At 70.4% G+C, this 23,434-nt stretch carries 27 protein-coding genes; 5 read left to right on the forward strand and 22 right to left on the reverse strand.

What is annotated here, in order from left to right; genetic code table 11:
• Positions 1-69: 69 nt before the first annotated feature.
• A complete protein-coding gene (gene thyX / locus ACFFGH_RS30305; protein WP_386675887.1) occupies positions 70-804 on the reverse strand; it encodes an FAD-dependent thymidylate synthase in 735 nt (244 codons plus the stop codon).
• Between the two features lie 152 nt (positions 805-956).
• Between thyX and ACFFGH_RS30310 the strand changes: the two genes are divergently transcribed.
• Together ACFFGH_RS30310 and ACFFGH_RS30315 are read left to right on the forward strand one after the other, a co-directional pair.
• On the forward strand, positions 957-1,382 hold the full coding sequence (locus tag ACFFGH_RS30310; RefSeq protein ID WP_386675888.1) for an OsmC family protein: 426 nt from the start codon (positions 957-959) through the stop codon (positions 1,380-1,382).
• Entirely contained in the window at positions 1,382-2,341 is a 960-nt protein-coding gene (locus ACFFGH_RS30315; protein WP_386675890.1) for a TIGR01777 family oxidoreductase, read from the forward strand. Before ACFFGH_RS30310 ends, ACFFGH_RS30315 begins: the two co-directional genes overlap by 1 nt.
• Position 2,342: 1 nt before the next feature.
• On the opposite strand, the gene ACFFGH_RS30320 is transcribed toward ACFFGH_RS30315, so the two are convergent.
• Entirely contained in the window at positions 2,343-2,771 is a 429-nt protein-coding gene (locus ACFFGH_RS30320; RefSeq protein WP_386675891.1) for a hypothetical protein, read from the reverse strand.
• Positions 2,772-2,779: 8 nt separating this feature from the next.
• Complete coding sequence (dapB, locus tag ACFFGH_RS30325) at positions 2,780-3,523, reverse strand: 4-hydroxy-tetrahydrodipicolinate reductase (RefSeq protein ID WP_386675893.1); 744 nt, start codon at positions 3,521-3,523, stop codon at positions 2,780-2,782.
• Positions 3,524-3,609: 86 nt separating this feature from the next.
• Here dapB and ACFFGH_RS30330 point away from each other — a divergent pair, with 86 nt between their 5' ends.
• Positions 3,610-4,095, forward strand: coding sequence for a GNAT family N-acetyltransferase (locus ACFFGH_RS30330; RefSeq protein ID WP_386675895.1), 486 nt, complete (start codon positions 3,610-3,612; stop codon positions 4,093-4,095).
• 69 nt (positions 4,096-4,164) lie between these two features.
• Here ACFFGH_RS30330 and ACFFGH_RS30335 read toward each other — a convergent pair whose 3' ends face one another.
• The gene (locus ACFFGH_RS30335) at positions 4,165-4,767 is read right to left on the reverse strand and encodes a histidine phosphatase family protein (protein WP_386675897.1); all 603 of its coding nucleotides are present in this window, start codon (positions 4,765-4,767) and stop codon (positions 4,165-4,167) included.
• Between the two features lie 13 nt (positions 4,768-4,780).
• Positions 4,781-6,136: a M16 family metallopeptidase gene (locus ACFFGH_RS30340; protein ID WP_386675899.1), complete on the reverse strand. Its 1,356-nt coding sequence runs from the start codon at positions 6,134-6,136 to the stop codon at positions 4,781-4,783.
• Positions 6,137-6,473: 337 nt separating this feature from the next.
• Here ACFFGH_RS30340 and ACFFGH_RS30345 point away from each other — a divergent pair, with 337 nt between their 5' ends.
• Positions 6,474-6,797 (forward strand): hypothetical protein, encoded by a 324-nt coding sequence (locus tag ACFFGH_RS30345; protein ID WP_386675901.1) that lies wholly within the window; start codon positions 6,474-6,476, stop codon positions 6,795-6,797.
• A gap of 9 nt (positions 6,798-6,806) precedes the next feature.
• Here the strand turns inward: ACFFGH_RS30345 and ACFFGH_RS30350 are convergent, their stop codons facing one another.
• The 3 genes from ACFFGH_RS30350 to ACFFGH_RS30360 form a co-directional block, all read right to left on the reverse strand.
• A complete protein-coding gene (locus tag ACFFGH_RS30350) occupies positions 6,807-7,775 on the reverse strand; it encodes an aldo/keto reductase (RefSeq protein ID WP_386675903.1) in 969 nt (322 codons plus the stop codon).
• Between the two features lie 75 nt (positions 7,776-7,850).
• Positions 7,851-8,756 (reverse strand): SMP-30/gluconolactonase/LRE family protein, encoded by a 906-nt coding sequence (locus ACFFGH_RS30355; protein ID WP_386675905.1) that lies wholly within the window; start codon positions 8,754-8,756, stop codon positions 7,851-7,853.
• Between the two features lie 104 nt (positions 8,757-8,860).
• Complete coding sequence (locus ACFFGH_RS30360) at positions 8,861-11,125, reverse strand: polyribonucleotide nucleotidyltransferase (protein ID WP_386675906.1); 2,265 nt, start codon at positions 11,123-11,125, stop codon at positions 8,861-8,863.
• Between the two features lie 410 nt (positions 11,126-11,535).
• Here ACFFGH_RS30360 and ACFFGH_RS30365 point away from each other — a divergent pair, with 410 nt between their 5' ends.
• Positions 11,536-11,739 carry a dodecin family protein gene (locus ACFFGH_RS30365; RefSeq protein WP_386675908.1) on the forward strand — a complete coding sequence of 68 codons (204 nt, stop codon included), beginning with the start codon at positions 11,536-11,538 and terminating at the stop codon, positions 11,737-11,739.
• Between the two features lie 7 nt (positions 11,740-11,746).
• Here ACFFGH_RS30365 and ACFFGH_RS30370 read toward each other — a convergent pair whose 3' ends face one another.
• From ACFFGH_RS30370 to ACFFGH_RS30435, 14 genes are all read right to left on the reverse strand, one after another.
• On the reverse strand, positions 11,747-12,385 hold the full coding sequence (locus ACFFGH_RS30370; protein ID WP_386675910.1) for a hypothetical protein: 639 nt from the start codon (positions 12,383-12,385) through the stop codon (positions 11,747-11,749).
• A 99-nt stretch (positions 12,386-12,484) separates the two neighbouring features.
• Positions 12,485-13,123 carry a hypothetical protein gene (locus ACFFGH_RS30375; protein WP_386675912.1) on the reverse strand — a complete coding sequence of 213 codons (639 nt, stop codon included), beginning with the start codon at positions 13,121-13,123 and terminating at the stop codon, positions 12,485-12,487.
• Between the two features lie 71 nt (positions 13,124-13,194).
• Positions 13,195-13,401: a hypothetical protein gene (locus ACFFGH_RS30380; protein ID WP_386675914.1), complete on the reverse strand. Its 207-nt coding sequence runs from the start codon at positions 13,399-13,401 to the stop codon at positions 13,195-13,197.
• A 77-nt stretch (positions 13,402-13,478) separates the two neighbouring features.
• A complete protein-coding gene (locus tag ACFFGH_RS30385; protein WP_386675916.1) occupies positions 13,479-14,255 on the reverse strand; it encodes a tyrosine-protein phosphatase in 777 nt (258 codons plus the stop codon).
• Positions 14,256-14,304: 49 nt separating this feature from the next.
• A complete protein-coding gene (locus tag ACFFGH_RS30390) occupies positions 14,305-14,934 on the reverse strand; it encodes an FMN reductase (RefSeq protein ID WP_386675918.1) in 630 nt (209 codons plus the stop codon).
• Positions 14,935-14,950: 16 nt separating this feature from the next.
• A complete protein-coding gene (locus ACFFGH_RS30395; protein WP_386675920.1) occupies positions 14,951-16,147 on the reverse strand; it encodes an LLM class flavin-dependent oxidoreductase in 1,197 nt (398 codons plus the stop codon).
• Positions 16,148-16,291: 144 nt separating this feature from the next.
• Complete coding sequence (locus ACFFGH_RS30400) at positions 16,292-17,752, reverse strand: SulP family inorganic anion transporter (protein WP_386676047.1); 1,461 nt, start codon at positions 17,750-17,752, stop codon at positions 16,292-16,294.
• A 235-nt stretch (positions 17,753-17,987) separates the two neighbouring features.
• Positions 17,988-18,617 (reverse strand): Pr6Pr family membrane protein, encoded by a 630-nt coding sequence (locus tag ACFFGH_RS30405; protein WP_386675922.1) that lies wholly within the window; start codon positions 18,615-18,617, stop codon positions 17,988-17,990.
• Entirely contained in the window at positions 18,614-19,384 is a 771-nt protein-coding gene (locus ACFFGH_RS30410; RefSeq protein ID WP_386675924.1) for a fructosamine kinase family protein, read from the reverse strand. Before ACFFGH_RS30410 ends, ACFFGH_RS30405 begins: the two co-directional genes overlap by 4 nt.
• The gene (locus ACFFGH_RS30415) at positions 19,385-20,173 is read right to left on the reverse strand and encodes an anti-sigma factor (RefSeq protein ID WP_386675926.1); all 789 of its coding nucleotides are present in this window, start codon (positions 20,171-20,173) and stop codon (positions 19,385-19,387) included.
• Positions 20,160-20,717, reverse strand: coding sequence for an RNA polymerase sigma factor (locus ACFFGH_RS30420; RefSeq protein ID WP_386675928.1), 558 nt, complete (start codon positions 20,715-20,717; stop codon positions 20,160-20,162). Before ACFFGH_RS30420 ends, ACFFGH_RS30415 begins: the two co-directional genes overlap by 14 nt.
• 111 nt (positions 20,718-20,828) lie before the next feature.
• Positions 20,829-21,419 (reverse strand): class F sortase, encoded by a 591-nt coding sequence (locus tag ACFFGH_RS30425; protein WP_386675930.1) that lies wholly within the window; start codon positions 21,417-21,419, stop codon positions 20,829-20,831.
• A gap of 86 nt (positions 21,420-21,505) precedes the next feature.
• Entirely contained in the window at positions 21,506-22,348 is an 843-nt protein-coding gene (locus ACFFGH_RS30430; protein WP_386675932.1) for a DUF4397 domain-containing protein, read from the reverse strand.
• 149 nt (positions 22,349-22,497) lie between these two features.
• Positions 22,498-23,259 (reverse strand): hypothetical protein, encoded by a 762-nt coding sequence (locus ACFFGH_RS30435; protein WP_386675934.1) that lies wholly within the window; start codon positions 23,257-23,259, stop codon positions 22,498-22,500.
• Positions 23,260-23,434 lie beyond the last annotated feature (175 nt).

A 23,434-nucleotide genomic window follows, 5' to 3' on the forward strand; every position in this document is an offset into this window, starting at 1 on the left:
GCAGCCGCCGGCCGGGGTGTCGGCACGAAACTCCGCGAACTCGTCCCGGCGCCCGGTCAGCGGGGTGGGTTAGGGGGCGACGCGCCCGTTCTTGTTGAAGGCGTCGTAGGTGAGGGGCATCAGCTCGGCGAACCTCTCTTCCATCTTCTCGGCGCACATCTCGATCTCGCGCTGCGGGAAGGACGGGAAGTGGGTGCCCTCGCGCTTGGTGCGCAAGGACAGGAAGTTCATCAGCGACCGGGCGTTCACCGTCACGTACATGGACGAGTAGATCGTGAGCGGCAGCACGATCCGCGCCACCTCGCGGGCGACGCCGGCGTCGAGCATCCGCTGGTACGCCTCGAACGCGTGCGTCGCGACGGCGCGGACCTCGTCGTTCACCAGGGCGGTCTGCTCCGGCGACCCGGGGAGGAACTCATAGGCGCCCGGCTTGCCCACCTGCACCAGGTTCCGGTCGGCACCGGGCACGTAGAACACCGGGCGGAGCTCACGGTAGCGGCCGCTCTCCTCGTTGTACGAGGCGATCCGGTGCCGCATGAACTCACGGAAGACGAAGATCGGCGCCTGCACGTAGAAGGTCATCGAGTTGTGCTCGAACGGTGAGCCGTGCCGGTCGCGCATCAGATAGTTGATGAGGCCCCGGTCGCGCTCGGATGCCTCGGCGCCGGACTGCGCCTTGTCGAGGGTCTGCTCCCCCTGGGTCGACACCCGCGCGGCGAACAGCACGTCGGAGTCGTGGGCGCTCGAGCGCACCAACTCGACGGTGACATCGGAACGGAACTGGAGCTCGTCGTCGGCTGGCACGGCTCACACGATAGCCCAGGCGTCCGCCGGATCCGGACACCCTGGCGGGTGCGGCGGGTGTCACGCACCGGTATGCCCCGGAAATCCGCCGTGAACGCTCACCGCCTCCGCGACCGCCCCCATAGGCTGAAATCCGCGAGAAGGGAAACCCCATGGCTTTGACCAGCGAAGCAACAACCCTGTGGTTCGGAGATCTGAAATCCGGCAAGGGCACCACGTCCCTCGACTCATCGGATCTTGCGGAGTTCCCCGTCACCTGGGCGGCGCGAACCGAGGGCGAGGCCGGGAAGACCAACCCGGAGGAGCTGCTCGGCGCGGCGCATTCCGCCTGCTTCTCGATGGCCTTCTCGCTCGTCCTCGCGGAGAACGGCACCCCGCCGGAGAGCCTGCAGGTCACCGCGGCAGTGACGTTCCAGCCGGGTGAGGGCATCACCGGCAGCCACCTGCTGGTCAGCGCGAAGATCCCCGGCATCAGCGAGGAGGACTTCCAGCGGCTCGCTGAGGACGCCAAGGTGAACTGCCCGGTGTCGCAGGCACTCGCCGGCACGTCGATCACGCTCGAAGCCAGCCTCGCGTAGTGGCGGAGGGCCGACCCGCCGCCTCCCCGAGTGCCGCGGAGCCGCTCGAGCACGGCCGCTCGCTCACCGTCCTGATCTCCGGTGCGTCCGGGCTGATCGGCACGGAGCTGAAACGACAGCTCGCCGAGAACGGGCACACCGTGCTCTCGCTCGTCCGCAGACGGCCGCGGACCGGGAACGAGGTGAACTGGGCTCCGTCGGCCCACACCATCGACTTCTCGGTCATGGAGCGCGTGGACGCCGTGGTGAACCTGTCCGGATCCCCGCTCGGCCGCCTGCCGTGGACGAAGGGCTACCGCAGGCAGATTCTCGAGTCCCGCGTGCAGGCGACCAAGACCCTCGCGGAGGCGATGAGCGCGGTCGCCCGGCCGCCGCGGGTGTTCCTCAGCGCGTCGGGGATCGGCTACTACGGCGATCGGCCCGGCGTCCGGCTCACCGAGGACTCGCCCAAGGGCGATGGCTTCCTCGCCGACGTGGTTGAGGCCTGGGAGCGGGCAGCGCACCTGGCCCCGGAGGCGACGCGCGTCGTGACGCTCCGCAGCGGCATCGTCATCGGCAAGGGCGGCGTGCTCAGCCCGCTGGTGCCGCTCACGAAGCTGGGGCTCGGCGCTCGGTTCGGCACGGGCGGGCAGCACTGGCCATGGATCAGCCTTGCCGACGAGGCGCGGGCCATCCGGCACCTGCTCACGTCGTCGATCAGCGGACCGGTGAACCTGGTCGGGCCGACACCCGCGACCAGCGACCGGATCACCCGCCTCGTCGCGGCGCGGCTGCACCGCTGGTACAACTTCGTGATCCCGGAGCGGGTGCTCACGATCGCGCTGCAGGACGCGGCGCGGGATCTGCTGCTGACCAGCCAGCTCGCCGTGCCGGCCAAGCTGCTCTCGGACGGCTTCGAGTTCGTGCACGAGCGCGTCGACCAGGCGATCGACGCCCAGCTTCGCAGAAGCGGCGGGTGACCTACCGCTTGCGACTGATGGCGATCGCCCGGCGGGTCGCCCAGCGGGCGCGGCGGCGGTCGCCGCTCGCGTCGTAGGCGAGTCCCAGCCGGAACCAGGATGCCCAGTCGTCCGGGGACGCCTCCACGGCCGCCTGGAACTGCGGGAACCGCTTGTCCGCCTCCGCGGGGTCCGGCCTGCCGCTCGGCAGCCTCGGCAGGTCGTCGACCGGCAGCGCGCCGTCCCGAGCGAGGCGCTCCGCGAGGCGCTCGGCCCGGACCGCGAAGATCAGCTCCACAGCGAGCACCCACAGCCCGATCAGCGGGAGCACGAGCAGGGCGACGCCGATCGCCTTGGCGAACGGCTGCGGGTCGAGGATCAGCCGCACGGCGTACTGGATGGTGAACACCAGGTAGAGCAGCAGCAGCGCCGCCATGAGCAGCGCGGGCACGCGGCGCATCAGGAGTGCTGCGGCTCGGGATCGAGCAGCTTGTCGAGCCCGACGACGACGCCGCGGAGTGCCGGCATCGCCTTCAGCGCCAGCAGGATGCCGGCCGCATAGGCCTCATGACTCGTCACCTCATGCGAAACCGTGAGGAGCTCGTCTGCACCGCCGAACAGCACGTCCTGCTTCGCCAGCACCCCACGCATCCGGAGGCTGTGGATCGGCACGCTCGCGACCTGCTGGCCGCGCGCCCGCTGGTCCACATGCGGCGCGAGCACCGGCCCGAGGTCGCTGCGCGCAGCTCCGATCAGCTCGGCGGTGCGGATCGCGGTGCCGGACGGTGAGTCGACCTTCGCCTCGTGGTGCGCCTCGAGGATCTCGATGGACTCGAAGAACTTGGCTGCCAGTGCGGAGAACTGCGTGGCCAGCACCGATCCGATGGAGAAGTTCGGCACGAACACCGCCGCGAGCTCCGGGTTCGCGGCAACCGTGGTCGCGACCGGGGCGATCCGCTCCTGGGTCCAGCCGCTCGTGCCCACAAGCACGCTCACGCCGTTCGACACGGCCTCCTGCACGATCGCGGGCGACACCTGCGGCAGGGTGAAGTCGACCACCAGGTCGGCGTCCCGGATCGGCGCCAGGTCATCGCCGGAGCCGAGCCTCGCCACCAGCTCGAATCCGTCGGTCTCCTCGATGATGCGGCTGGCCAGCGTGCCCATCCTGCCGTTCGCGCCGACGACGGCAACCCTCGTGGTCATCCCAGCAATCTACCGGAGGCGGGTGCACGCTTCCGGCGAGCGCCCCGCGCGGCAGTCGGAGTGGCGCCGCCACGTAGCCTTGGACCATGGCGACCTGGCGCGAGGCGAACGTGACCGACGACGCGGCCCTGGCGCTGCTCACCGAGTACTTCTCCAGTCGTGCGGAGAGCTTCCCGTCGGCGGGCCGGTACCGCACGGTGTTCCCGGCGCCGGAGCAGTTCGTGCCGCCTGCCGGCGTGTTCCTCATCGTGGAGGGCGAGGACCTCGCCGGTGAGGCCGCCGATGTCGGCTGCGGCGGCATCCGGAGACTGGAGGACCCCGCTCCCGGCGCGGTGCGGTTCGAGGTGAAGCACCTCTGGATCCAGCCGCACCTGCGGGGCGCGGGACTCGGCAAGGCGCTGCTCGCGGAGCTGGAGCGCCGGGCGAGGGAGTTCGGCGCCACCGAGCTCGTGCTCGACACCAACGCCGCGCTCCTCGCCGCGGGCGGGCTGTACCGGTCGAGCGGCTACTCCGAGGTGCCGCCGTACAACGACAACCCGAACGCGACGCACTGGTTCCGGAAGGAGCTGTAGGGACGCTCGGTCGCGGTTCGGTCGCTTCGACAGGCTCAGCGACCGGGCCCTCCTCAGCGGCCGGGCGGCTCAGTAGGGCTGCGGCACGGGGAGGCCGGTGCGCAGCTCCACGGGCAGATGGCCGAGATCGTTGTGGGTGATGAGCACCGGTGGCTTCACCGACCGGATGCGGATGATCGTGAGGCCGCAGTTGGCCTGGTTGATGCCCATCCAGCGCCACGGGTCGGCGCCGAATGCCTCCCGCACGAACCACGCGATCACGAAGTTGTGGGTGATCAGCAGGTCGTGCCGCTCCGTCAGCGACGGGGTGAACCACTCCGCCACCGCGTCTGCCATCTGGGCCGTTCCGGCATCGATCTGCTCCGGCCGGATGGAGCGGAAGAACGGCTGGAACGCGGGCGGCATGTCGGGCCCTGGGCCGCTCGGGATGCAATCCATCAGCAGGGCCGAAGGCTGCGGGTCGAGCGCCGGCAGCCGCTCCGTGATCACCGCCGCCGTCTCCTCGGCCGGCTGCAGCGGCGACGTCCAGGCACCGGTGAAGGGCACGCCGCCGAGCCGGTCCGCGATCGCGGTCGCCTGGCGCTTGCCGCGCTCGCCGAGGGGGCCGTCCTGCACGCCGTGGGCGGCATCCTGCTGCTCGCCGTGGCGCACCAGATAGAGATAGCGGGGCATCTGTGTCGTTTCCTCAGGCCGCCGTGGGCTCGGCGTCGAGCCCGGCGAACATGGATTCGTCGACCGCGCCGACGGCGGCGATCGAGAGCGGTCGCGTCACGAAGTCGCGCGCGAGTTCCTGCACCGCACCGGGAGTCACGAGCTCGATCCGGCGCAGGGCCTCGTCGAGGTCGAGGAACTCACCGAGCGTGAGCTCACTGCGGCCGAGCCGGGTCATCCGGGTGTCGGAATCCTCTAAGGCGAGCGCGGATGCTCCGGCGAGCGACCCGCGGGCGCGCCCGAGCTCCGCTTCGGTCACCCCGTGGTCCGCGACCCGGCGCAGCTCCCCCAGCAGCAGCTCCGCCACGCCGGCCGCTTTGGACGGCGAGCATCCTGCGTACATGCCGAAGGCACCGGCATCGGAGTATGAGGGGGCGAACGAGTACACCGAGTAGGCCAGACCCCGCTTCTCACGGACCTCTTGGAACAGCCGGCTGGACATCCCCACACCCAGGATGGAGTTGAGCAGGGTCTGCACGGTGCGCCGCTCGTCTGTGGCGACGAGCCCGGGCACGCCGACCAGCACGTGCGCCTGCTCGATCGGCCGCTGCACCACGATGACGGGGCTGCCGCGCTCGATCTGGTCGGGCTCGCCGCTGCGGCGTCCCACCGGCGAGCCTTCCGCCTCGAGATCCCAGCCTGCTTGGCGGAGCGCCTGCTCCACCCCTGCGACGAGCTCATCGTGATCCACCGCGCCCGCGACCGTGACGACGAGGTCCTGCGGGTTGTAGTTCGCCCGGTAGTGCGCCAGCACCGCATCGCGGGTGACGGCCCGGATCGACTCGGGGCTGCCGCCGATGGGCCGCCCGAGTGGGTGGTCGCCGAAGACGCCGAGGAAGAACCGTTCGTTGGTGACATCGGCGGGATCGTCGTCGGCCATCGCCAGCTCTTCGAGGATCACGCCGCGCTCGGTCTCGAACTCCCGCGGGTGCAGCAGGCTCGAGGTGAACATGTCGGCGAGGACCTCGACCGCCATGGGCACGTCCTGGTCGCGCACCTTGGCGTAGTAGCAGGTGTACTCCTTGGCCGTCATCGCGTTGTGCTCGCCCCCGACCGAGTCGAAGCTGATCGCGATGTCGAGCGCGGAGCGGCTGCCGGTCCCCTTGAACAGCAGGTGCTCGAGGAAGTGGGTCGCGCCATAGGTGCCTGGTTGCTCGTCGCGGGACCCGACGGCGACCCAGTAGCCGACCGTGGCGCTGCGAGCGCCGGGTACCTGCTCCGTGAGGATGCGCACACCGCTTCGGAGGATGCTCCGCCGCACCAGGGACCCGCCCGCTGCCTCGAAGGAGAGTTCGGCAACGCCGAGGGGGAACTCGATTGCGCCGCTCATTCCTTCGAGCCTAGGACAAGTGCCGGTGCGGGGCCGCGGACATTCGGCGCGAGGCCCCGGCGTGGCGGCGTCCGACCCTCGGATTGGGGCGTGATCCGGGGCATTCCGGCTGGTGCCGGCTGGTCTGCCCGCTGCTAATGTCGGATCGTCCCGCGGCCGACCCCCCAGGCTGCGAAGGCATCGCCCGGAATCCCCCGAGCCGGGCAGCTCTCCGGCTCGTGGTCCCAAGCACACGTGTCAGGGGAGCCGGGCTGTGCCGCCGGGCGTTTCCCGGCGGCACAGCGCCGTTCTCCGGGTCGGTCGGGCGGCAGGCCCGCCGGAGGCGTAGCGTTCAGGGATGGATGATTCCGGTCGAGTCAGCGATCAGGCGGCGCTCACCACGTCGTCGGGGCGGAGCTGGCTGATCGTCGGCGGAATCCTCGCGGCGCTCAGCATCGGGTTCCTGTTCGGGATGCGAGACCTGAACCCGCCGGGTGTCGCAACGGCCGGCCTTGTCGCCGTGATCGCGCTCTACCTCGGCATGGTGGCGGTCCGGTTCGGTGTCGGGCGGCTGCGGCTGCGCCTCGGGCTGCTGGCCGCCCTGACGATCGCCATCTGCCTCGCGTTCGTTCTCTGCGCGCTGGTGATCGCGTCCACCGAGTGGTCCGCGGTGGTCGCTTAGCCGCGCCGGTCAGGCGGACGCCGCGTCGAGTGCCGCCATCTGCTGGCGGGTGAGCTGCACCTCGGTGGCAGCGAGCAGCTCATGAAGCTGGTCGGCGCCCCGCGCTCGCACGGCCGCCGCGGTGACGCCCGGCTTGGCGAGCACCCACGCCAGCGCGATGGTGGCGAGCGATCGGCTCTGCTCCTGTGCCACCTGCTCGAGGGCGGCGAGCACCTTGTTCCCCTTGCGGCCGATGTGACGGAAGGCTCCGGCGAACATCACCGAATCGGGAAGCATGTCCCGGGTGCGGTAGTTGCCGGTGAGGTAGCCGTCGGCGAGCGGCAATCGGGCGATGAGGCTCATGCCGAGCTCGCGGACGACGGGAGCGAGCTCCTGCTCCACGAAGACCCGCTCCAGCAGGTTGTACGGGCTCAGGGCCACCTGGAAGGTGGGGTAGGCGGCGGTGGAGGCGATCCGGTGGATCTCGCGCAGCCGGGCCGTGCTGTAGCCGGTCTCGCCCAAGAACCGGATCTTCCCCGCGCGCAGCAGCGCGTCCGCGGCCTCCAGCGTCTCGTCCACCGGGGTCTCGGGGTGGTCTCCATCGAACGAAAGCACATCGATGCGGTCGGTGCCGAACCGCTCCAGCGAGGCCTCCACCGCGTTGGTGACGCTCCGCGGCGAGAGCCCGGGATTGTCCGGGTGCCTGCCGATCTTGGTGGCCAGGAGCACCTTGTCCCGCACCCCTCGCCGGGCGAGCCACGTGCCGATCATGACCTCGCTGCGGCCCCCGGCGTAGTGGTCCGCCGTGCTGATCAGCTGGCCGCCGCCCCCCACGAAGGCGTCGAGCACCTCGAGGGTGTGCTCGATTCCGGCCGCCCAGCCGAAGACGCTCCCGTCGACGGCGACCGGGAAGACGGTGATGCCGGTGGTCGCCAGGGCGCGCGGTGTCAGCACAGGCTGAAGAACCTGCGCGGCATCCTTCGGCTCGGTCGCCTCCACAGCGTGATTACATCATGCGCGCCTGAAACCTCAAGCGGGTTCGCGCTTGCCGTCCAGCGCGTGTCCAGGCATCGCTCAGGCGCTTGGCCCGAGCTGCACGCCCGCGCCGAAGATGTTCGGGTGCCGTCCCGGCACGTCGACCTCCACCGCGAACACGGCGCCCGCGTCCGGATCCGAACCCGGCTCCAGCCCCTGGGCAGCGGTGGTGATGAAGAGCGTCTGCAGCCCCGGCCCACCGAAGGCGACGGAGGTGGTGTTCGGGGTCGGCACGTCGACCCGTTCCGTGACCTCGCCGTCCGGGCTGATCCGCAGCACCAGGCCCTCTCCATAGACGGCGCCCCAGATGTGCCCCTCCGAGTCGATCGTCAGGCCGTCGTGCCGCCGCCCGGTGCTGAACGGCCGCTCGTTCTCGATCGAGCCGTCGTCGGTGTAGTCGGCGACGTAGATCGTGCGCTGGCGCGTGTCCGTGAAGTAGATGGTCGTGCCGTCGAGCGACCAGTCGAGGCCGTTCGCGTTGCCGAAGCCGCCGCGCAGGGTCCGCACCTCCCCGCTCAGGTCGATCGAGTACAGCGAGGCCACCGGCTCGGACTCGCGCTCGAGCACGATGGAGCCGGCGAGCAGCCGCCCATGGGGGTCGGCGAGGCCGTCGTTGAGCCGCATCCCGGGCGCGGGGTGCTCGATCGGCGCAACGATCCGCAAGCCCTCGCCGTCGGCGTCGCTGAGGTACACGCCGTCAGCAAGGCCGAGCGCGAGCGCGCCGTCCACGGCAGGCACGACGAAGCCCACCGACGACGGGGTCTGGAACTCGCGGTCGTCGGATCCGCCCGGCTCCCCATCGAGCGGGCTCCGGATCACGCGGCGGGCGTTGATGTCCACCCAGACCAGCTCGCCGGCGGCGTCCCAGAATGGGCCCTCCCCGAGGTCCGCTCCCCCGCTGCGGAAGATCCGGACCTCCGACCGCACCACGCTCTTTTCACTCATGGCTCCAGGCAACCACACAACCGCGCGGTGGACGGCACCATGGAGCGAGTACGCAGAACGCCCGCCCCGGAGGGGGCGGGCGTCCGCGTGCGTGCGGTGGAGGGTCAGGCGTCGACGGACACGGCGGAGTCTTCGGACTCCGCGGTGCCCTCTGCGCCCTCCTCGACCACCGGGGCGAGCGAGAGCTTGCCGCGGTCGTCGATCTTGGTGATCTCCACCTGGATCTTCTGGCCGACTCCGAGCACGTCTTCGACGTTCTCGACCCGCTTGCCACCGGCGAGCTTGCGCACCTCGCTGATGTGCAGGAGTCCATCGCGGCCTGGCAGCAGCGACACGAACGCGCCGAACGTTGCGATCTTCACGACCGTGCCGAGGTAGCGCTCACCGATCTCCGGGTTGTGCGGGTTGGCGATCGCGTTCACGGCGGCACGGGCGGCCTCGGCCGCCGGGCCGTCGGTCGCGCCGATGTAGACGGTGCCGTCCTCCTCGATGGAGATGTCGGCGCCGGTGTCGTCCTGGATCTGGTTGATCGTCTTGCCCTTCGGGCCGATCAGCTCGCCGATCTTGTCGACCGGGATCTGCACGCTGATGACGCGCGGCGCGGTGGGCGCCATCTCGTCGGGGCCGCTGATGGCCTCGTTCATCACCGCGAGGATCGCCGTGCGGGCCTCCTTCGCCTGCTTCAGCGCGCCGTCGAGCACGCTCGAGGGCAGACCGTCGAGCTTCGTGTCCAGCTGGATGGCGGTCACGAAATCGCTGGTGCCGGCGACCTTGAAGTCCATGTCGCCGAGGGCGTCCTCGGCCCCCAGGATGTCGGTCAGGGCGGCGTAGCGGGTCTCACCATCGACCTCGTCGGAGACGAGTCCCATCGCGATTCCGGCGACCGGGGCGCGCAGCGGCACACCGGCGTTCAGCAGCGACAGCGTCGAAGCGCAGACGGAGCCCATCGAGGTCGATCCGTTGGAGCTGAGCGCCTCGGACACCTGACGGATCGCATACGGGAACTCCTCACGCGCCGGCAGCACCGGCACCAGCGCGCGCTCCGCGAGGAAGCCGTGGCCGATCTCGCGACGCTTCGGGCTGCCCACGCGTCCGGTCTCACCGGTCGAGTAGGGCGGGAAGTTGTAGTGGTGCAGGTACCGCTTGCTCGTCACCGGGGTGAGGGCGTCGATCTGCTGCTCCATCTTCAGCATGTTGAGCGTCGTGACCCCGAGGATCTGGGTCTCGCCGCGCTGGAAGATCGCGGAGCCGTGCACGCGCGGGATGACCTGCACCTCGGCGTCGAGCGCCCGGATGTCTGCGAGGCCACGGCCGTCGATGCGCACACCCTCGGTGAGGATGCGGCCGCGCACGATCTTCTTGGTCACCGACTTGTAGGCGGCGGAGACCTGCGCGGGAACGTCGGCGCCGAGCTCCCCGGCCTCGACCTTCTGCGCGATGGCGGCCTTGACGCGCTCCTTGAGCGCGTCGTCGGCGTTCTGCCGCTCCTGCTTGTCGGCGATCGAGTAGATGCCGGTCAGCTCGTCGTGCGCCAGCTCGGAGACCGCGGCGAACGCCTCCTCGGTGTATGGCAGGAAGACCGGGTAGTCCTGGATCTCCTTGGCGCTCTGCGCCGCGAGCTCCGACTGCGCCTGCACGAGCTGCTTGAGGAACGGCTTCGCCGCCTCGAGACCCTGCGCGACGATCTCCTCGTTCGGCTTCGTGGCGCCGCCCTGGATCAGGTTCCAGCTGTGCTCGGTGGCCTCAGCCTCGACCATCATGATCGCGACGTCCTCGTTGCCCTGTGCGTCCTTCACGACACGGCCGGCGACGATGAGGTCGAAGACCGCCTCCTCGAGCTGCTTGTGCGTCGGGAACGCCACCCACGAGTCGCCGATGAGGGCGAGGCGGATGCCGGCGATCGGGCCGCTGAAGGGCAGGCCGGAGATCTGAGTGGACGCGGATGCCGCGTTGATCGCGAGGGCGTCGTAGAACTCACCCGGCGCGATGCTGAGCACCGTGATGACGATCTGCACCTCGTTGCGCAGTCCCTCGACGAACGAGGGACGCAGCGGCCGGTCGATCAGACGGCAGACGAGGATCGCCTCGGTGGAGGGACGACCCTCGCGGCGGAAGAAGGATCCGGGGATCTTTCCGGCGGCGTAGGCGCGCTCCTCGACATCGACGGTCAGCGGGAAGAAGTCGAACCCTTCGCGAGGGTGCTTGCCGGCGCTGGTCGCGGAGAGCAGCATCGTCTCCTCGTCGAGGTAGGCCGCGACGGACCCCTGCGCCTGCTGGGCGAGTCGCCCCGTCTCGAACCGGACCGTGCGGGTGCCGAACTTGCCGTTGTCGAGAACGGCTTCGGCGAACTTGATTTCTGGACCTTCCAAGAGGTCTTTCTCCTTTTCGTCATGGGGCGCGGGTGCGCGCCCCAACGCAGGAGCAGGAGCGGGCAGGAAGGACGCGTGCCCTTCGCGGAAGGGCTGACGCGGTGCGCCGGGCGTCTGCTCTGTGTACGCAGAAGATCCGAGTGTGCAGAGACTCTGGCCAACAGTAGAAACACTCGGACCCGAAAGAACGGTTCCGCCTATCACCACCGGTGACCAGCTTCGTGCCGGCCTGCTCCGTTGTGTTGCGGGGTTCGATTGTGAACCGGTCGCCATCCTATCAGCGCGCGAGGGGGCGGCCTAGCGGACCGATCCAGCGCGCCGGATCCTTCGTGCGAGATTGCTCCGAGATCGGTGCGAACACGATCGTCAGGTCTTCAATGGGAGCGGGGAACGACGCAAAGGAGCGAGCAATGTCATCAGTCGCACGGGTCACCACGATCACGGTCCGCTCGGATACCAGCTTCGAGGACGCCATCCGCAGCGGAATCGAGCGCGCCAGCCAGACGCTGCGGCACATCTCGGGCGCGTGGGTGAAGGACCAGACCGTCACGATCGAAGAAGGCAAGATCACCGGCTGGCAGGTCGTGATCGAGGTGACGTTCGTCCTCGAGTGACGAAAGCTCAAGCGCGCAGCCAGTCGGGGAATCGCGGGCAGAGGGCGTCGTAATACTGAAGGTCGCGCATGTTCGCGATCTCCGGGATGGCGAGATACGGGTGCCACGCGTCCTGTGACCCCCGGGTGGCGAGGTACTCGCCGAAGCTCGGTGACCTGCCGATGCTGATGCCGATGGTGCGCAGGCACGGCTGCAGGTCGAACACGTAGTAGCTCCACAGCTTCCGCAACTCGAACGGGCCGAGCACGTAGCGCAGCTGGCTCTGCTTCGGGTAGCGGCGCTGACAGGTCTGGTTGACCACGTCGCCGGGCAGGGTGCGGGTGTCGAGGCTGGGGGCGACCACGGAGTCGCCTCGCGCCCGGGCCTCGACGCCGAAGTCGCGCAGGCACTGCGACATCCGCTCGGGCCACAGCTCGTCGGGCACGATCTGCACCGGCGTCATGTCCGGTATCTGCAGGAAGGGGTAGCGTTCGGCGAACCGGTCCCGCTCGGCGAGCGCCTGCTCCGTGAGCAGCTCCAGCTTCTGCTCGTGCGTGGTGGGTGCCAGCGACGGCTCCGCAGAGGCGGCCACGGCGTACGCCGTCGTGGACAGCATGACCGCGCACAGCGCCGCGGCGATGCCCGTGCTCCGCTGCCGGAACCTCATGCCGCCAGTATCGACCCGATCGGCTGGGTTTGGCACGCGAGTTTGACGCTCGGTCGGCGGGGAACGGCTCATCGCATAGGCCGCGGATGCCCCGCGAGGTCAGCCACGCATCCAGTCGGGGAACCGCGGGCAGAGATGGTCGTAATACTGGAGCTGGCGCATGCTCGCGTTCCGCGGGATGGCGCGATACGGATGCCACGCGTCCTCCACCCCCTGCGCGGTGAGATACTCACCCAGGCCCGGCGACCGGCTCGTGCTGATACCGAGGCTCCGCAGGCACGGCTGCAACTCGAAGACGTGGTAGCTCCAGAGCCTCCGCAACTCGAACGGACCCAGCACGAGGTGCAGCTCGCTCCGCTTCGGGTACCGCAGCTGGCAGGTCTGACGGACCACCTCGCGGGGCAGCGTCGACGTGTTGAGGTCGGGCGCGGCCGAGTGGCGCGGCAACACCCGCCCGACTCCGTAGTAGCTCAGACATTCCGCCATCCGTTGCGGCCACGCATCATCGGCGACGACCCGCACCGGCGTCATGTCGGGGATCTGCGCGGATGCGTACCGCCTCGCAAGCCGCTCGCGCTCCTCCTCGGCCTCCCGCGTGAGGATCTCGAGCTTCTCTGCTCTACTGGTCGGCGTCAGGGGCGATGGATCGGCGGACGCAGCGACCGCGAACGCCGTGCTGGACAGCAGCACCGCGCACAGCGTCGCCGCGACGCCCCCGCTCCGGTGCCGGGCCCTCATGCGGCAAGTATCGACCCGATCGGCTGGACGTTGAACGCCAGTTCCCGGCTTCGGGCGGTCGAGCGCTTCGCCTAGGAGTAGTCGCGCTCTGGGTACCCGCCGCGGCGGTAGGTGTAGTCCGGAGCATCCATGTCGAGCTCCCAGACCTCGTCGACTTCCGCGCCGTCGACGTTCGCGGTGCGGATGATGCTCTTCTGCGGCTCACCCGCGATCAGCTCCAGCTCCACGGTCTCCTGGGTGTCGCCGGCGTCGAGGGTGGCGGTGTAGGTGTCGGCCATGCTCCGACGATACGCACGCGCCCCGCGCCGGCGTCGGCCGTTTCAGGGGGTTCACACCAACCCCGGGGCAGCTCGGCTCAGGGCGCGTGGACCAGGCGATCGCGGAGCCTGCCCGTCAGCTCGTCGGTCAGCCCCCCGCGGTTCAGCACGCCGAGGAAGCCGCCGTGCTGCTCGTCGAGCACCCTGAGCATGGTGGCCATGCTCTCGGCGGGCGCCGCGAGGATCGCACCGGACGACTCCACATCCCACGGATCGTGATGCTCGCCGAGCAATGACGCGAAGAACGGCTCGAGCCTGGCGAGGATCGCCGGCATCACGGCGTCGGTCAGCGCGTAGTCCGCGACGATCGCCTCCTGCTCCGCACCCAGCGCCGTGAGCAGGCCGGCCGCGAACACCCCGGTGCGGTCCTTGCCCGCGGCGCAGTGGAACAGGACCGGTCCGGGGGATGACGCCACCGCCTCGAACCCGGTGACGATCGTGCGGGCGTCGCCGATGGCGAGCGCCGCGTACCACTCGCCCACGGCGGCCGGGGTGGTCAGCGCCCGGAGGCCCTCCCCGGCGCCGACGGGCGCCGCGACGGTCGTCGTGAGCGGCAGATGGTGGTAATCGATGTCATCGCCGTCGAGCACCCCGCGGCCGGTGTGGGCGGCTTCCTCTGCCGAACGGAGGTCGATCACGGTGCGAAGGCCGCGGGCGCGAAGGCGTTCGCCCTCATCCGCGTGGGCGGTCGACACGTCGTCGCTGCGGAAGACCACGCCGGCGCGCACGGTGCCTCCCGCGACCGGGATGCCGCCCAGGTCGCGGAAGTTGGCGAGCGCGCTCAGCGCCAGCGGGGATCTCGGCGGCCGGCTCACCCCCTTATTGTGCGTCGGATGAGCCGGCTGCCGGCATCGATTCGCGCGCCTACTCGGCGCTGAATGCCCCGATCGGGCTGAACGAGGGGTCGAGCACGAACGGGTCGAGCGGACGCGCGGAGCGGTCGGACGCCGCGACCAGCGCGGCGAGCTCCCGCGCCGCCCGGCTGATCCGGTCGGGCAGCGCACTCTGGCCGGAGCTTGCCCCGCTCCCCCAGTCGCTCGACGCGGCGTAGACACCGGTCGGCACGACGACGGCGTGCAGGTACGTGAAGAGCGGCCTCATGCCGTGGTCGAGCACGAGCGAGTGCCGCTCGCTGCCTCCGGTCGCCGCGACGAGCACCGGCAGATCGCGCAGCATCTTCGGGTCGAACAGGTCGGCGAACGACTTGAACAGCCCGCTGTATCCGGCGTTGAAGACCGGCGTCACCGCGATGAGGCCGTCCGCCGTCGACACGGCGGCGATCGCGGCGTCGAGCTTCTGGCTCGGGAAGCCGGTGAGCAGGGAATTGGTGATGTCGTGCGCGAGGTCCCGCAGGTCGATCACGTCCACCTCCACATCGGTGCCATGTGCGTTCAGCTGGGCGACGGTCGCGGACGCCAGCCGGTCTGCGAGCAGGCGGGTGGAGGAGGGCTGGCCGAGCCCGGCCGACACCACGGTGAGCTTCTTGGCGGTCATGAGGGTTCCTCTCGGTTCAGCGGCCGGACGGGGTCGCGACGGGTTCGGCTGACGACTGCGCCGCAGCGTCGGCGTCGTCCTTGCGGCTTGCGGCGGCGACGAGCGCGGAGTGCGTCGGGCCGTCCGGCACGTGCGCGGGGCGGTCCTTCGCGAACTCCTTGCGAAGCACCGGCACCACGTCTTCGCCGAGGAGATCGAGCTGCTCGAGCACGGTCTTCAGCGGGAGCCCGGCGTGGTCCATCAGGAACAGCTGGCGCTGGTAGTCGCCGAAGTGCTCGCGCATGCCGGCGTAGCGGTCGACGACCTGCTGGGGGCTGCCCACGGTGAGCGGGGTCATCTCCGTGAAGTCCTCGAGGGACGGGCCATGCCCATAGACAGGCGCCTCGTCGAAGTACGGGCGGAACTCCCGCACCGCATCCTGTGACCTGGTGCGCATGAACGCCTGGCCGCCGAGGCCCACGATCGCCTGGTCGGCGCTGCCGTGGCCGTAGTGCTCGAACCGCTGGCGGTACAGGCCGATGAGCTGCATGTAGTGCTCCTTCGGCCAGAAGATGTTGTTCGCGAAGAAGCCGTCGCCGTAGTAGGCGGCCTGCTCGGCGATCTCGGGAGACCGGATGCTGCCATGCCAGACGAACGGCGGCACGCCGTCGAGCGGGCGGGGTGTCGACTGGAAGCCCTGCAGCGGCGTGCGGAAGCGGCCCTCCCAGTCGACGAAGTCCTCGCGCCACAGGCGGTGCAGCAGCGCGTAGTTCTCGATGGCGAGGTTGAGGCCCTGCCGGATGTCCTTGCCGAACCAGGGGTACACGGGGCCGGTGTTGCCGCGGCCGAGGATGAGGTCGTTGCGGCCGTCCGCGACGTGCTGGAGCATCGCGTAGTCCTCGGCGATCTTCACCGGGTCGTTCGTCGTGATCAGCGTCGTGGCCGTCGAGAGGATGAGCGACGAGGTCCGTGCCGCGAGGTAACCGAGCATCGTGGTCGGCGAGGAGGGGATGAACGGCGGGTTGTGGTGCTCGCCGAGCGCGAAGACGTCGAGGCCGACCTCCTCCGCCTTCTGCGCGATCGTGAGGATCGCGTGGATCCGCTCGTACTCGGTCGGCGTCGTGCCGTTGGTCGGGTCGGGCGTGACGTCACCGACGGTGAAGATGCCGAACTGCACGGGCCCGCCTGGGGCGGGAGCGCCGGGCCGGGCGGTCTGAGCGGGAGTGCTGGTCATGAAACCCTCGAATCTCTATGCGTTTGCATCGACTAGTCTGCACAACCGCCGCGTCGGCAACGGTATTCCCGCCCAGAGTTCCCGTTCCGGCTCGATGTTGCCGCCGCGGCAGGAACATCGAGCCGAAACGGGAACAATCAGTAGTCAGTCGCCGGCGCCGAGGTTGCCGGCCAGCCGCGTGTGCATCTCGGCGCTCGCCGCATTCATTCCGGTGATCCGCACCCGCTTGCCATGGCGGGCGTACTTCGTCTCGATGGCGTCCAGGGCCGCAACCGTCGAAGCGTCCCAGATGTGCGAGTGCGACACGTCGATGACGATGTCGGCGGGGTCGTCGGTGTACTCGAACTGCGTGGTCAGATCGTTGCTCGATGCGAAGAACAGCTCGCCGACGACCGTGTAGTACGCGACGGCGCCACCCTCGACGATCTCCCGCTGAACCGTTGCGAAGTGCGCCACCCGCCGTGCGAACAGCACGCTGGCGACCACCACGCCGATGCCGACACCGATCGCGAGATTGTGGGTGAGCACCACCGCGGCGACCGTGGCGACCATCACGAGGGTCTCGCTCTTCGGCATCCTGCGCAGCGTCGCGGGCTGGATGCTGTGCCAGTCGAACGTGAGCACCGCGACCATGATCATCACGGCGACGAGCGCGGCCATCGGGATGATGGCGACCAGGTCGCCGAGCGCGACGACCAGGATGAGCAGGAACACACCGGCGACGAAGGTGGAGATGCGGGTCCGCGCACCGGACGCCTTGACGTTGATCATCGTCTGCCCGATCATCGCGCAGCCGCCCATGCCGCCGAAGATGCCGGACAGCATGTTCGCGACGCCCTGGCCCCACGCCTCGCGGGTCTTGCTCGACCCGGTCTCCGTGACGTCGTCGACCAGCTTGGCGGTCATCAGCGACTCGAGCAGCCCGACGAGCGCCATGGCGAACGCGTACGGCGCGATGATCTGCAGGGTCTCCAGCGTGAGCGGCACGTTCGGGATGAGCAGCTCGGGAAGGCTCTCGGGGAGCTCGCCCTCGTCACCCACGGTCGGCACCGCGAGTGCTGTGGCGACGGTGATCGCGGTGAGCACGGCGATGGCGATCAGGGGTGCGGGGATCGCCTTGGTGAGTCTCGGGAGGAACACCATGATGGCGATCCCGACGGCCACCAGCGGGTAGACGAGCCAGGTCACCCCGACCAGGTGCGGCAGCTGCGCGGTGAAGATGAGGATCGCCAGCGCATTGACGAACCCGACCATGACGCTGCGCGGGATGAAGCGCATCAGCTTCGCGACGCCGAGGACGGCGAGCAGCACCTGGATGATCCCGCCGAGGATCACCGTGGCGAGGAGGTAGTCGACGCCGTGGTCGCGGGCGACCGGCGCGATCACCAGTGCGATGGCGGCGGTTGCAGCGGTGATCATGGCGGGACGTCCGCCGACGAACGCGATCGCCACCGCCATGATGAACGAGGAGAACAGGCCGAGCCGCGGATCCACCCCCGCGATGATCGAGAACGAGATCGCCTCAGGGATGAGCGCGAGCGCCACCACGAGCCCGGCGAGGACCTCGCGGGTGAGGATGCGCGGTGTGCGCAGTGCGCGAAGCACGGACGTCTCGTCATGCGGACGCGCGGGGGCGGATTCGGGTGCGATGGCCACGAAGGCTCCTCGGGGGCAGCGGCCGTCGGGCCGGTTGAGCGGATCAGCGGCGCGCCATCGCGCAGCCTCCCTTGCGCGGCGCGGCCGTCACGAGGACGCAGCAGGGAGGAGGAATCGGCGTGCCCGCCGGAAGTGAGGCGGATCGCAGGTCCAGGCTACCAGCCGGACGGGAGGCCCCTCCGGGTCAGGCCACGACCTCGGTCCGGGTGCGGACGCTCCGCGCGACCGCCTGGCGCAGCATCCCGACGAGCATCACCACCGCCGAGACGACGAGGAATGCGACCACCACGGTCCCGAGGCCGGCGAACAGCTCCCCGTAACCGCCCACGGTGGGGTCGACGAAGTCGTACGGATACCAGCCGACCAGCGCGCCACGGATCAGCGTGTAGACGAAGAACAGGGAAGGGAAGAGCAGTCCGGCGAACGTGGCCCACCAGCGGGGGCTCCGCTGCGACGGCACGAGCGCCCACTCCAGCACGGCGAGCGCCGGAACGACGATGTGGAGCAGCACGTTGACGACCTGCCCGGATGCGGCCGGCAGCCCGCCCAGCAGCAGTGCGTGGAGGAGTCCTGCCGCCACCACCGCGACGACGGCGGAGCCGCGGAGCTCCGGCTCGTAGCTCGGCGGCCGCGCGCGGCGGGCGACGTTCATCAGCATCACTCCCGCGACGAACACGTTGCTGAGCACCGTGAACTGGCCGAAGTGATTGCCGAGGTCCATGCCGCCTTCGGCGAAGCCGGTCAGGAGGATGTCGGCGATCACCGTGCCGATCGCGAGCGCCGCGATCGCAATCCGCGCTGCGGCGACGATCATGAAGCCAGTATGAGAACTGCCCGCGCCGCGCGGAAGAGGGCATCGCCATACGATGCGCCGTGTCCGGCGGCATGGACCGCGAGCGGATGCAGCTGATGGAGCGGGATGCGCTCGCGCCAGCCGTCGCGCAGCGGCGCCGTGCGGTCATAGGCGTCGAACACCAGCTGGAGGTGCGGGCAGCCGAAGAGGGCGAGCATCGCCAGATCCGTCTCGCGGTGCGCGCCGTGTGCGGCCGGGTCGATCAGCGCCACGCCGTCCGGCGACCACAGCACGTTGCCGTTCCAGAGGTCGCCGTGGATGCGCGCCGGGGGCTCGTCGTCGTCGAACCCGCCGGCGGCGATGAGGTCGCAGGCTTGCCGCACCTCGGCCTCCTGGGCTGCGGTCAGGAAGCCCGCCCGACGGGCGATGGGCAAGAAGGGCAGCACGCGGTCCCTGGCGTAGAAGGCGCCCCACGACCGCTCGGAGGCGGTCGGCATCGGCCGCCGGCCGATGAAGAGCTGGCCGGTGAACCCGTCCGGCGGTGCGCCGAACGCGGCCGCGCCGGCGGCGTGGGTGCGCGCCAGGTCCCGGCCGAACCGTCGGGCGGCCTCCGGCGCCGGCCGCGCCGGCTCGATCCGCTCCAGCACGATGCTCCCGGGCGCGACGTCGATCACCCGGGCGACCCGGGCCCCTCCGGCGTCGGCGAGCCATCGCAGGCCGGCCGCCTCGGCCTCGAAGAATCCCGGGGGCGCGTCGGCGCGGGCCTTGCGGACCGTCGGCACCGGCATCTAGGTGAGCGGCCCGCGGACGATCGAGTCCCCGGAGTGCGCAGGGTCGCCGTCCCGCGGCTCCTCGGAGACGTCGACGAGGCTGAACTCCTCGACATCCACGCCGGCCGGGACGGTGAAGGTGCCCTCGGAGCCCTCGAGCACGCCGAGGCTCACCAGGTCGGACGCGTCGTCGCGGATCAGCCACACCTCCCGGAAGCCGTCGTCGCCGACGGCGGCGTCCAGCGACACCTCGACTCGACGGGTGCCGTCGGGCAGCTCCTCGAGCACCGCGGCACCGCGGGCGTCGGGCCAGGCGGGGAACGCCTCGAGCGTCGCCTCGGCCAATACCGTCGGCTCCGGCTGCCGCAGCACGGACAGCACGGCCGGGATGCCGATGACGATGGCGACCAATGCCGCGGCGGCAGCCAGCCACGCGGCGGCCGGCAGTCGTCGCCGGCCCCGTCGCTCGGCGATCGGGACCGGCGCGGGCGGAGACGCCTCGTCTGCAGGGGTCGCCGGTGCGGGTGGGTCGCCTGCCGGGCTGCTGCCGAACCGCAGGTCTGCCGTCTCCGGCCTCACGTCGTCGGCGAGGCCGAGCTGCGCCGCGATCCCGTCCCACACGCGGGCAGGCGGAGTCAGCAGCGGTTCGGCGCTCCGTGCGGCACGTCCCACGGCGGCCGTCGCCCGCAGCGTATCGAGCGCTCCCGTGCAGTCCGAGCACTCGGCGACGTGCCGTTCCTCCGCCTCGGAGGCGACCGGCTCGCCCAGCGCGAGGAGCGCGAGCACATCCGGATCAACGTGCGGCATAGGTCACCTCCAGCCGGTCTCTCATCCGCAGCAGACTTCGGCGGATGTGGCTCTTGACGGTACCGAGCGGCACCCCGAGACGCTCGGCGATCTGCGCGTGCGTCAGATCGTCGTAGAACGCGAGTCGCATGATCCGCTGCGCTTCCGGCTCCAGCCGGGCGAGCTCGTCGGCGAGCAGGATCCGGTCAGTGAGATCGGTCTCCGCGTGCTCGTCCGGCGCGATCGAGGCGGCGAGCTGCTCGAGGTTCCTGGCCCGGGCCCTCGCCGCGTGCGTGTCGGCGATCTTGTGCTTCGCGATGCCGATGATCCAGCCGGCGAGCCGGGCACGACCGGGGTCGAAGCCGGCACGGCCGGTCCAGGCGGCCACGAACGTCTTCTGCGTCACATCCTCCGCATCGGTGCTGTCCCCGAGCGACCGCACCGCGAGCGTGTAGACGAGCGACGACCACCGGTCGTACGCGGCGGCGAGCGCCCGCTCATCCCCACCCGAGAACGCGGCGGCCAGGGCGGCGTCCGCCGTGTCGTCGTCTGTGCTGTCGGCCAAGCGGATGAGACTCCCGGGTCGAGGGGGCGCGGGCGCGAGCGTCACGGTGCGGGACGCTTCGGCGTGGTGCCCATCGTACGACTCACCTTCCCCTCTCTCGGTCTTCTCGAGTCATTCGGCCGGGATCGCCGTGACGATCACGTTGTCGCTGTAGGTGCGGCTCTCGGGGTGGAAGCTGCCGCCGCAGGTGATGAGGTGGAGCCGTGGCGTGCCCGATCGATCGAAGACGCCCGCGTCGACGAGGTCCGCCTTGCCGGTCCGGGTGACTTCCTCTACCCGGTAGGTGATCGTCCGCCCGGCGGTGTCGGAGACGAGCACCTCGGCGCCAGGCTGCAGCGTCTTCAGCTGGGCGAAGGGTCCGAGGCCGTAGCGGAGTGAATCGACGTGCGCCGCGAGGACCGTCGCTCCCTTCGCGCTTCCGGGGGCGGGGCCGAAGCGGTACCAGCCGACCACCGATGGGTTCTCGGGGACTTCCATCGATCCGTCGTCGTGCACCCCGACCGGCCGCACCGGCAGATCGAGGTCGAGCGTCGGGATGGCGACGCGGTCGGGTGGTGCGGAGCTCTCGCTGGCGTGATCCTCCACCGCGGCGGAACGGATCGGCACCGCAGGCAGAACCCGCTCAGCGTCCGGCCGCGGTGCCTGCGGAACCTCGACGGCCCGAGCGGGCTGCTCCGCGACCGCGCCGGGAGAAGCGGTCATTGCGGAGCAGCCCGTGAGGAGGACGAGGAGGGCGGCAGTTGAGCCCCGAAGGACCACCCTCCCCGTCCAGCCGGCGTGTGCGGAAGTCACCGCTCGCGCCGGCCCTCCTGCCGCACCGTCGCCGGCTGCGTGCGGCGGCCGAAGCCGACCACGGCGGCGAGCAGAGCGAGCAGTGCGGCTCCGGCCCACACCAGAGGAGCAGGGTCGGAGTCTGCGGCGAGACCGGCCGATCCGGTGTTCACGCCGTCGGGGCTGGAGTGCAGGCCCTCGATGGTCTGCACGGCGAGGTCGAGGTTGCCGTCCTCGGCACTGCCCCACGCGTAGACGATCGTCAGCACGCCATCCATAACGTCCACATCGGCCGGGCCGATGACCGGCTCGGTCTCACCGGCGAGCGCCACGGCTGCCGACACGGTGCCGGCGTCGAGGTTGAGCGTGGCTTCGTCACCCGTGACGAGTCCTTCGGCCACCGGCTCGCCACCCGCCAGGATGTCGACCGCCGGTGCTGCCGCGGTGTGCCGGACGGTGAGCCGCCCCTGACCGGGCTCGGTCTGCGAGATGTCGTTCGTGAACAGCGCCGCACTCGGAGTGCCGTCCTCGGCGAGGTGCGCCACCGCGGTGTAGCTCATGTTGGCCTCGAGCTCGAGATCGATCGGGCCGATCACCGGCTCGCTCGCATCCTCCGCGTCCGCGGCGGTGATGGCCACCTCGTAGGTGCCCGCCTCGAGGTCGAGGGGACCGGCGAGGTCGCCGGGCGCGAAGTCGTCGAGGGCGACCTCGCCGTTCACGTAGACGTCGACCGGGGTGTCTGGCACCCCATGCAGCACGTAGAGGTCCGCGGTGGTGTCCGAGATTGCGGACGCCGGCACGGCGAGACCCAGGGTTGCCAGGACGCCGACTGCGCTGCCGGCGATCAATTGCTTGCGCACGATTTCTCCTTCGTCATGGGCGACCTCTTCGCCGCCTCTCATCCACTCCTTCCTGCGGGGGCAGGGATTTGGATGCAAATGCATCCTGTTTTTTCGCTGTGAGCGAGCGAATGCCCGCACGGCGGCATCGCGCGGTGCGGAACAGCGCGTCAGAACAGCCAGGGGTCGATTCCCGCGCCGTGCGAGCGGGGCGGATCGGCGAGAATCGGCGGCGGATCGGCCCGACGGCGCATGCGGTGGATCGCGACGCCGCGCGCGCGGCCCGCCATGCCGACCGCTCCTCCGCGCAGCCGTATCAGGTCGACCGCTCGCGGCCCGGTCGGGATGTCGTGCGGCAGCGCGCCTGCGGCCACCAGCCAGCGCGGCAGCCCGAGCAGCCCGAGCACCTGAGCGAGCCGCTCGGACTCGAAGATGCTCTCGATGTCGAGCTCCTCCTCGAGCACGGCGGCGAGATCCTCCGCTGCATCCGGCCGGTCAAGGAGCTCCGCGAAGCCTTCGGCGCGCTCGGCGCCGTACGGCTCGGACAGGATGTCGCCGTCGGCGCCGGGCTCGCGCGACGGGTCGCTGCAGTACCGGCCGATTTCCTCCGCGCCGCGCCACGCGACGATGGCCAGCTGCCGGTCTCGCCTGACCCGCACGGCCACGCCGGGCGATCCCGAGCTCTCGGCAAGGAGCGCGGCGACCTCGACGATGCCTCGCTTCCCCGCCGCGACGACGCCGTCGCCCGGGTCGCCGAGCACCACGATCCACCCTTCTGCGGGCGGAGCGATCCAGCCCGAGAAGCGAATGGTCCGAAGCGAGTCGATCACAGCCGGAAGAGCCGCATGGTCGCCTCGCACCAGCGCCGCGCCATAGCTCTCGCCTGCTTCCCCCGGCGCGTCGTCATGCGACACGCTCTGTGGAGGCGGCATGAACACGACTCGATCATCCCCCAGCAGGAGCGTGCCGGGTAGTAGCCGGCACGCTCTCGGCATGGCGTGCTGTACCGCGTGACTCCCCGGGTGTACATTGCTCCCGGAGAGCCGGGAAGCCTGGTCGGCACACAGCGATGTGGAGCACCCGGGCGACCGCCGCGGGCGATGCAGC

This window comes from Lysobacter korlensis (assembly GCF_042434515.1).

Excerpts from the sequence above, each read along its gene's own strand:
- ACFFGH_RS30310 (WP_386675888.1), top strand. The coding sequence starts at position 957 with ATGGCTTTGACCAGCGAAGCAACAACCCTGTGGTTCGGAGATCTGAAA.
- dapB (WP_386675893.1), bottom strand. The coding sequence starts at position 3,523 with ATGACCACGAGGGTTGCCGTCGTCGGCGCGAACGGCAGGATGGGCACG.
- ACFFGH_RS30330 (WP_386675895.1), top strand. The coding sequence starts at position 3,610 with ATGGCGACCTGGCGCGAGGCGAACGTGACCGACGACGCGGCCCTGGCG.
- ACFFGH_RS30335 (WP_386675897.1), bottom strand. The coding sequence starts at position 4,767 with ATGCCCCGCTATCTCTATCTGGTGCGCCACGGCGAGCAGCAGGATGCC.
- ACFFGH_RS30340 (WP_386675899.1), bottom strand. The coding sequence starts at position 6,136 with ATGAGCGGCGCAATCGAGTTCCCCCTCGGCGTTGCCGAACTCTCCTTC.
- ACFFGH_RS30345 (WP_386675901.1), top strand. The coding sequence starts at position 6,474 with ATGGATGATTCCGGTCGAGTCAGCGATCAGGCGGCGCTCACCACGTCG.
- ACFFGH_RS30355 (WP_386675905.1), bottom strand. The coding sequence starts at position 8,756 with ATGAGTGAAAAGAGCGTGGTGCGGTCGGAGGTCCGGATCTTCCGCAGC.
- ACFFGH_RS30365 (WP_386675908.1), top strand. The coding sequence starts at position 11,536 with ATGTCATCAGTCGCACGGGTCACCACGATCACGGTCCGCTCGGATACC.
- ACFFGH_RS30370 (WP_386675910.1), bottom strand. The coding sequence starts at position 12,385 with ATGAGGTTCCGGCAGCGGAGCACGGGCATCGCCGCGGCGCTGTGCGCG.
- ACFFGH_RS30375 (WP_386675912.1), bottom strand. The coding sequence starts at position 13,123 with ATGAGGGCCCGGCACCGGAGCGGGGGCGTCGCGGCGACGCTGTGCGCG.
- ACFFGH_RS30380 (WP_386675914.1), bottom strand. The coding sequence starts at position 13,401 with ATGGCCGACACCTACACCGCCACCCTCGACGCCGGCGACACCCAGGAG.
- ACFFGH_RS30390 (WP_386675918.1), bottom strand. The coding sequence starts at position 14,934 with ATGACCGCCAAGAAGCTCACCGTGGTGTCGGCCGGGCTCGGCCAGCCC.
- ACFFGH_RS30395 (WP_386675920.1), bottom strand. The coding sequence starts at position 16,147 with ATGACCAGCACTCCCGCTCAGACCGCCCGGCCCGGCGCTCCCGCCCCA.
- ACFFGH_RS30405 (WP_386675922.1), bottom strand. The coding sequence starts at position 18,617 with ATGATCGTCGCCGCAGCGCGGATTGCGATCGCGGCGCTCGCGATCGGC.
- ACFFGH_RS30410 (WP_386675924.1), bottom strand. The coding sequence starts at position 19,384 with ATGCCGGTGCCGACGGTCCGCAAGGCCCGCGCCGACGCGCCCCCGGGA.
- ACFFGH_RS30415 (WP_386675926.1), bottom strand. The coding sequence starts at position 20,173 with ATGCCGCACGTTGATCCGGATGTGCTCGCGCTCCTCGCGCTGGGCGAG.
- ACFFGH_RS30425 (WP_386675930.1), bottom strand. The coding sequence starts at position 21,419 with ATGACCGCTTCTCCCGGCGCGGTCGCGGAGCAGCCCGCTCGGGCCGTC.
- ACFFGH_RS30435 (WP_386675934.1), bottom strand. The coding sequence starts at position 23,259 with ATGCCGCCTCCACAGAGCGTGTCGCATGACGACGCGCCGGGGGAAGCA.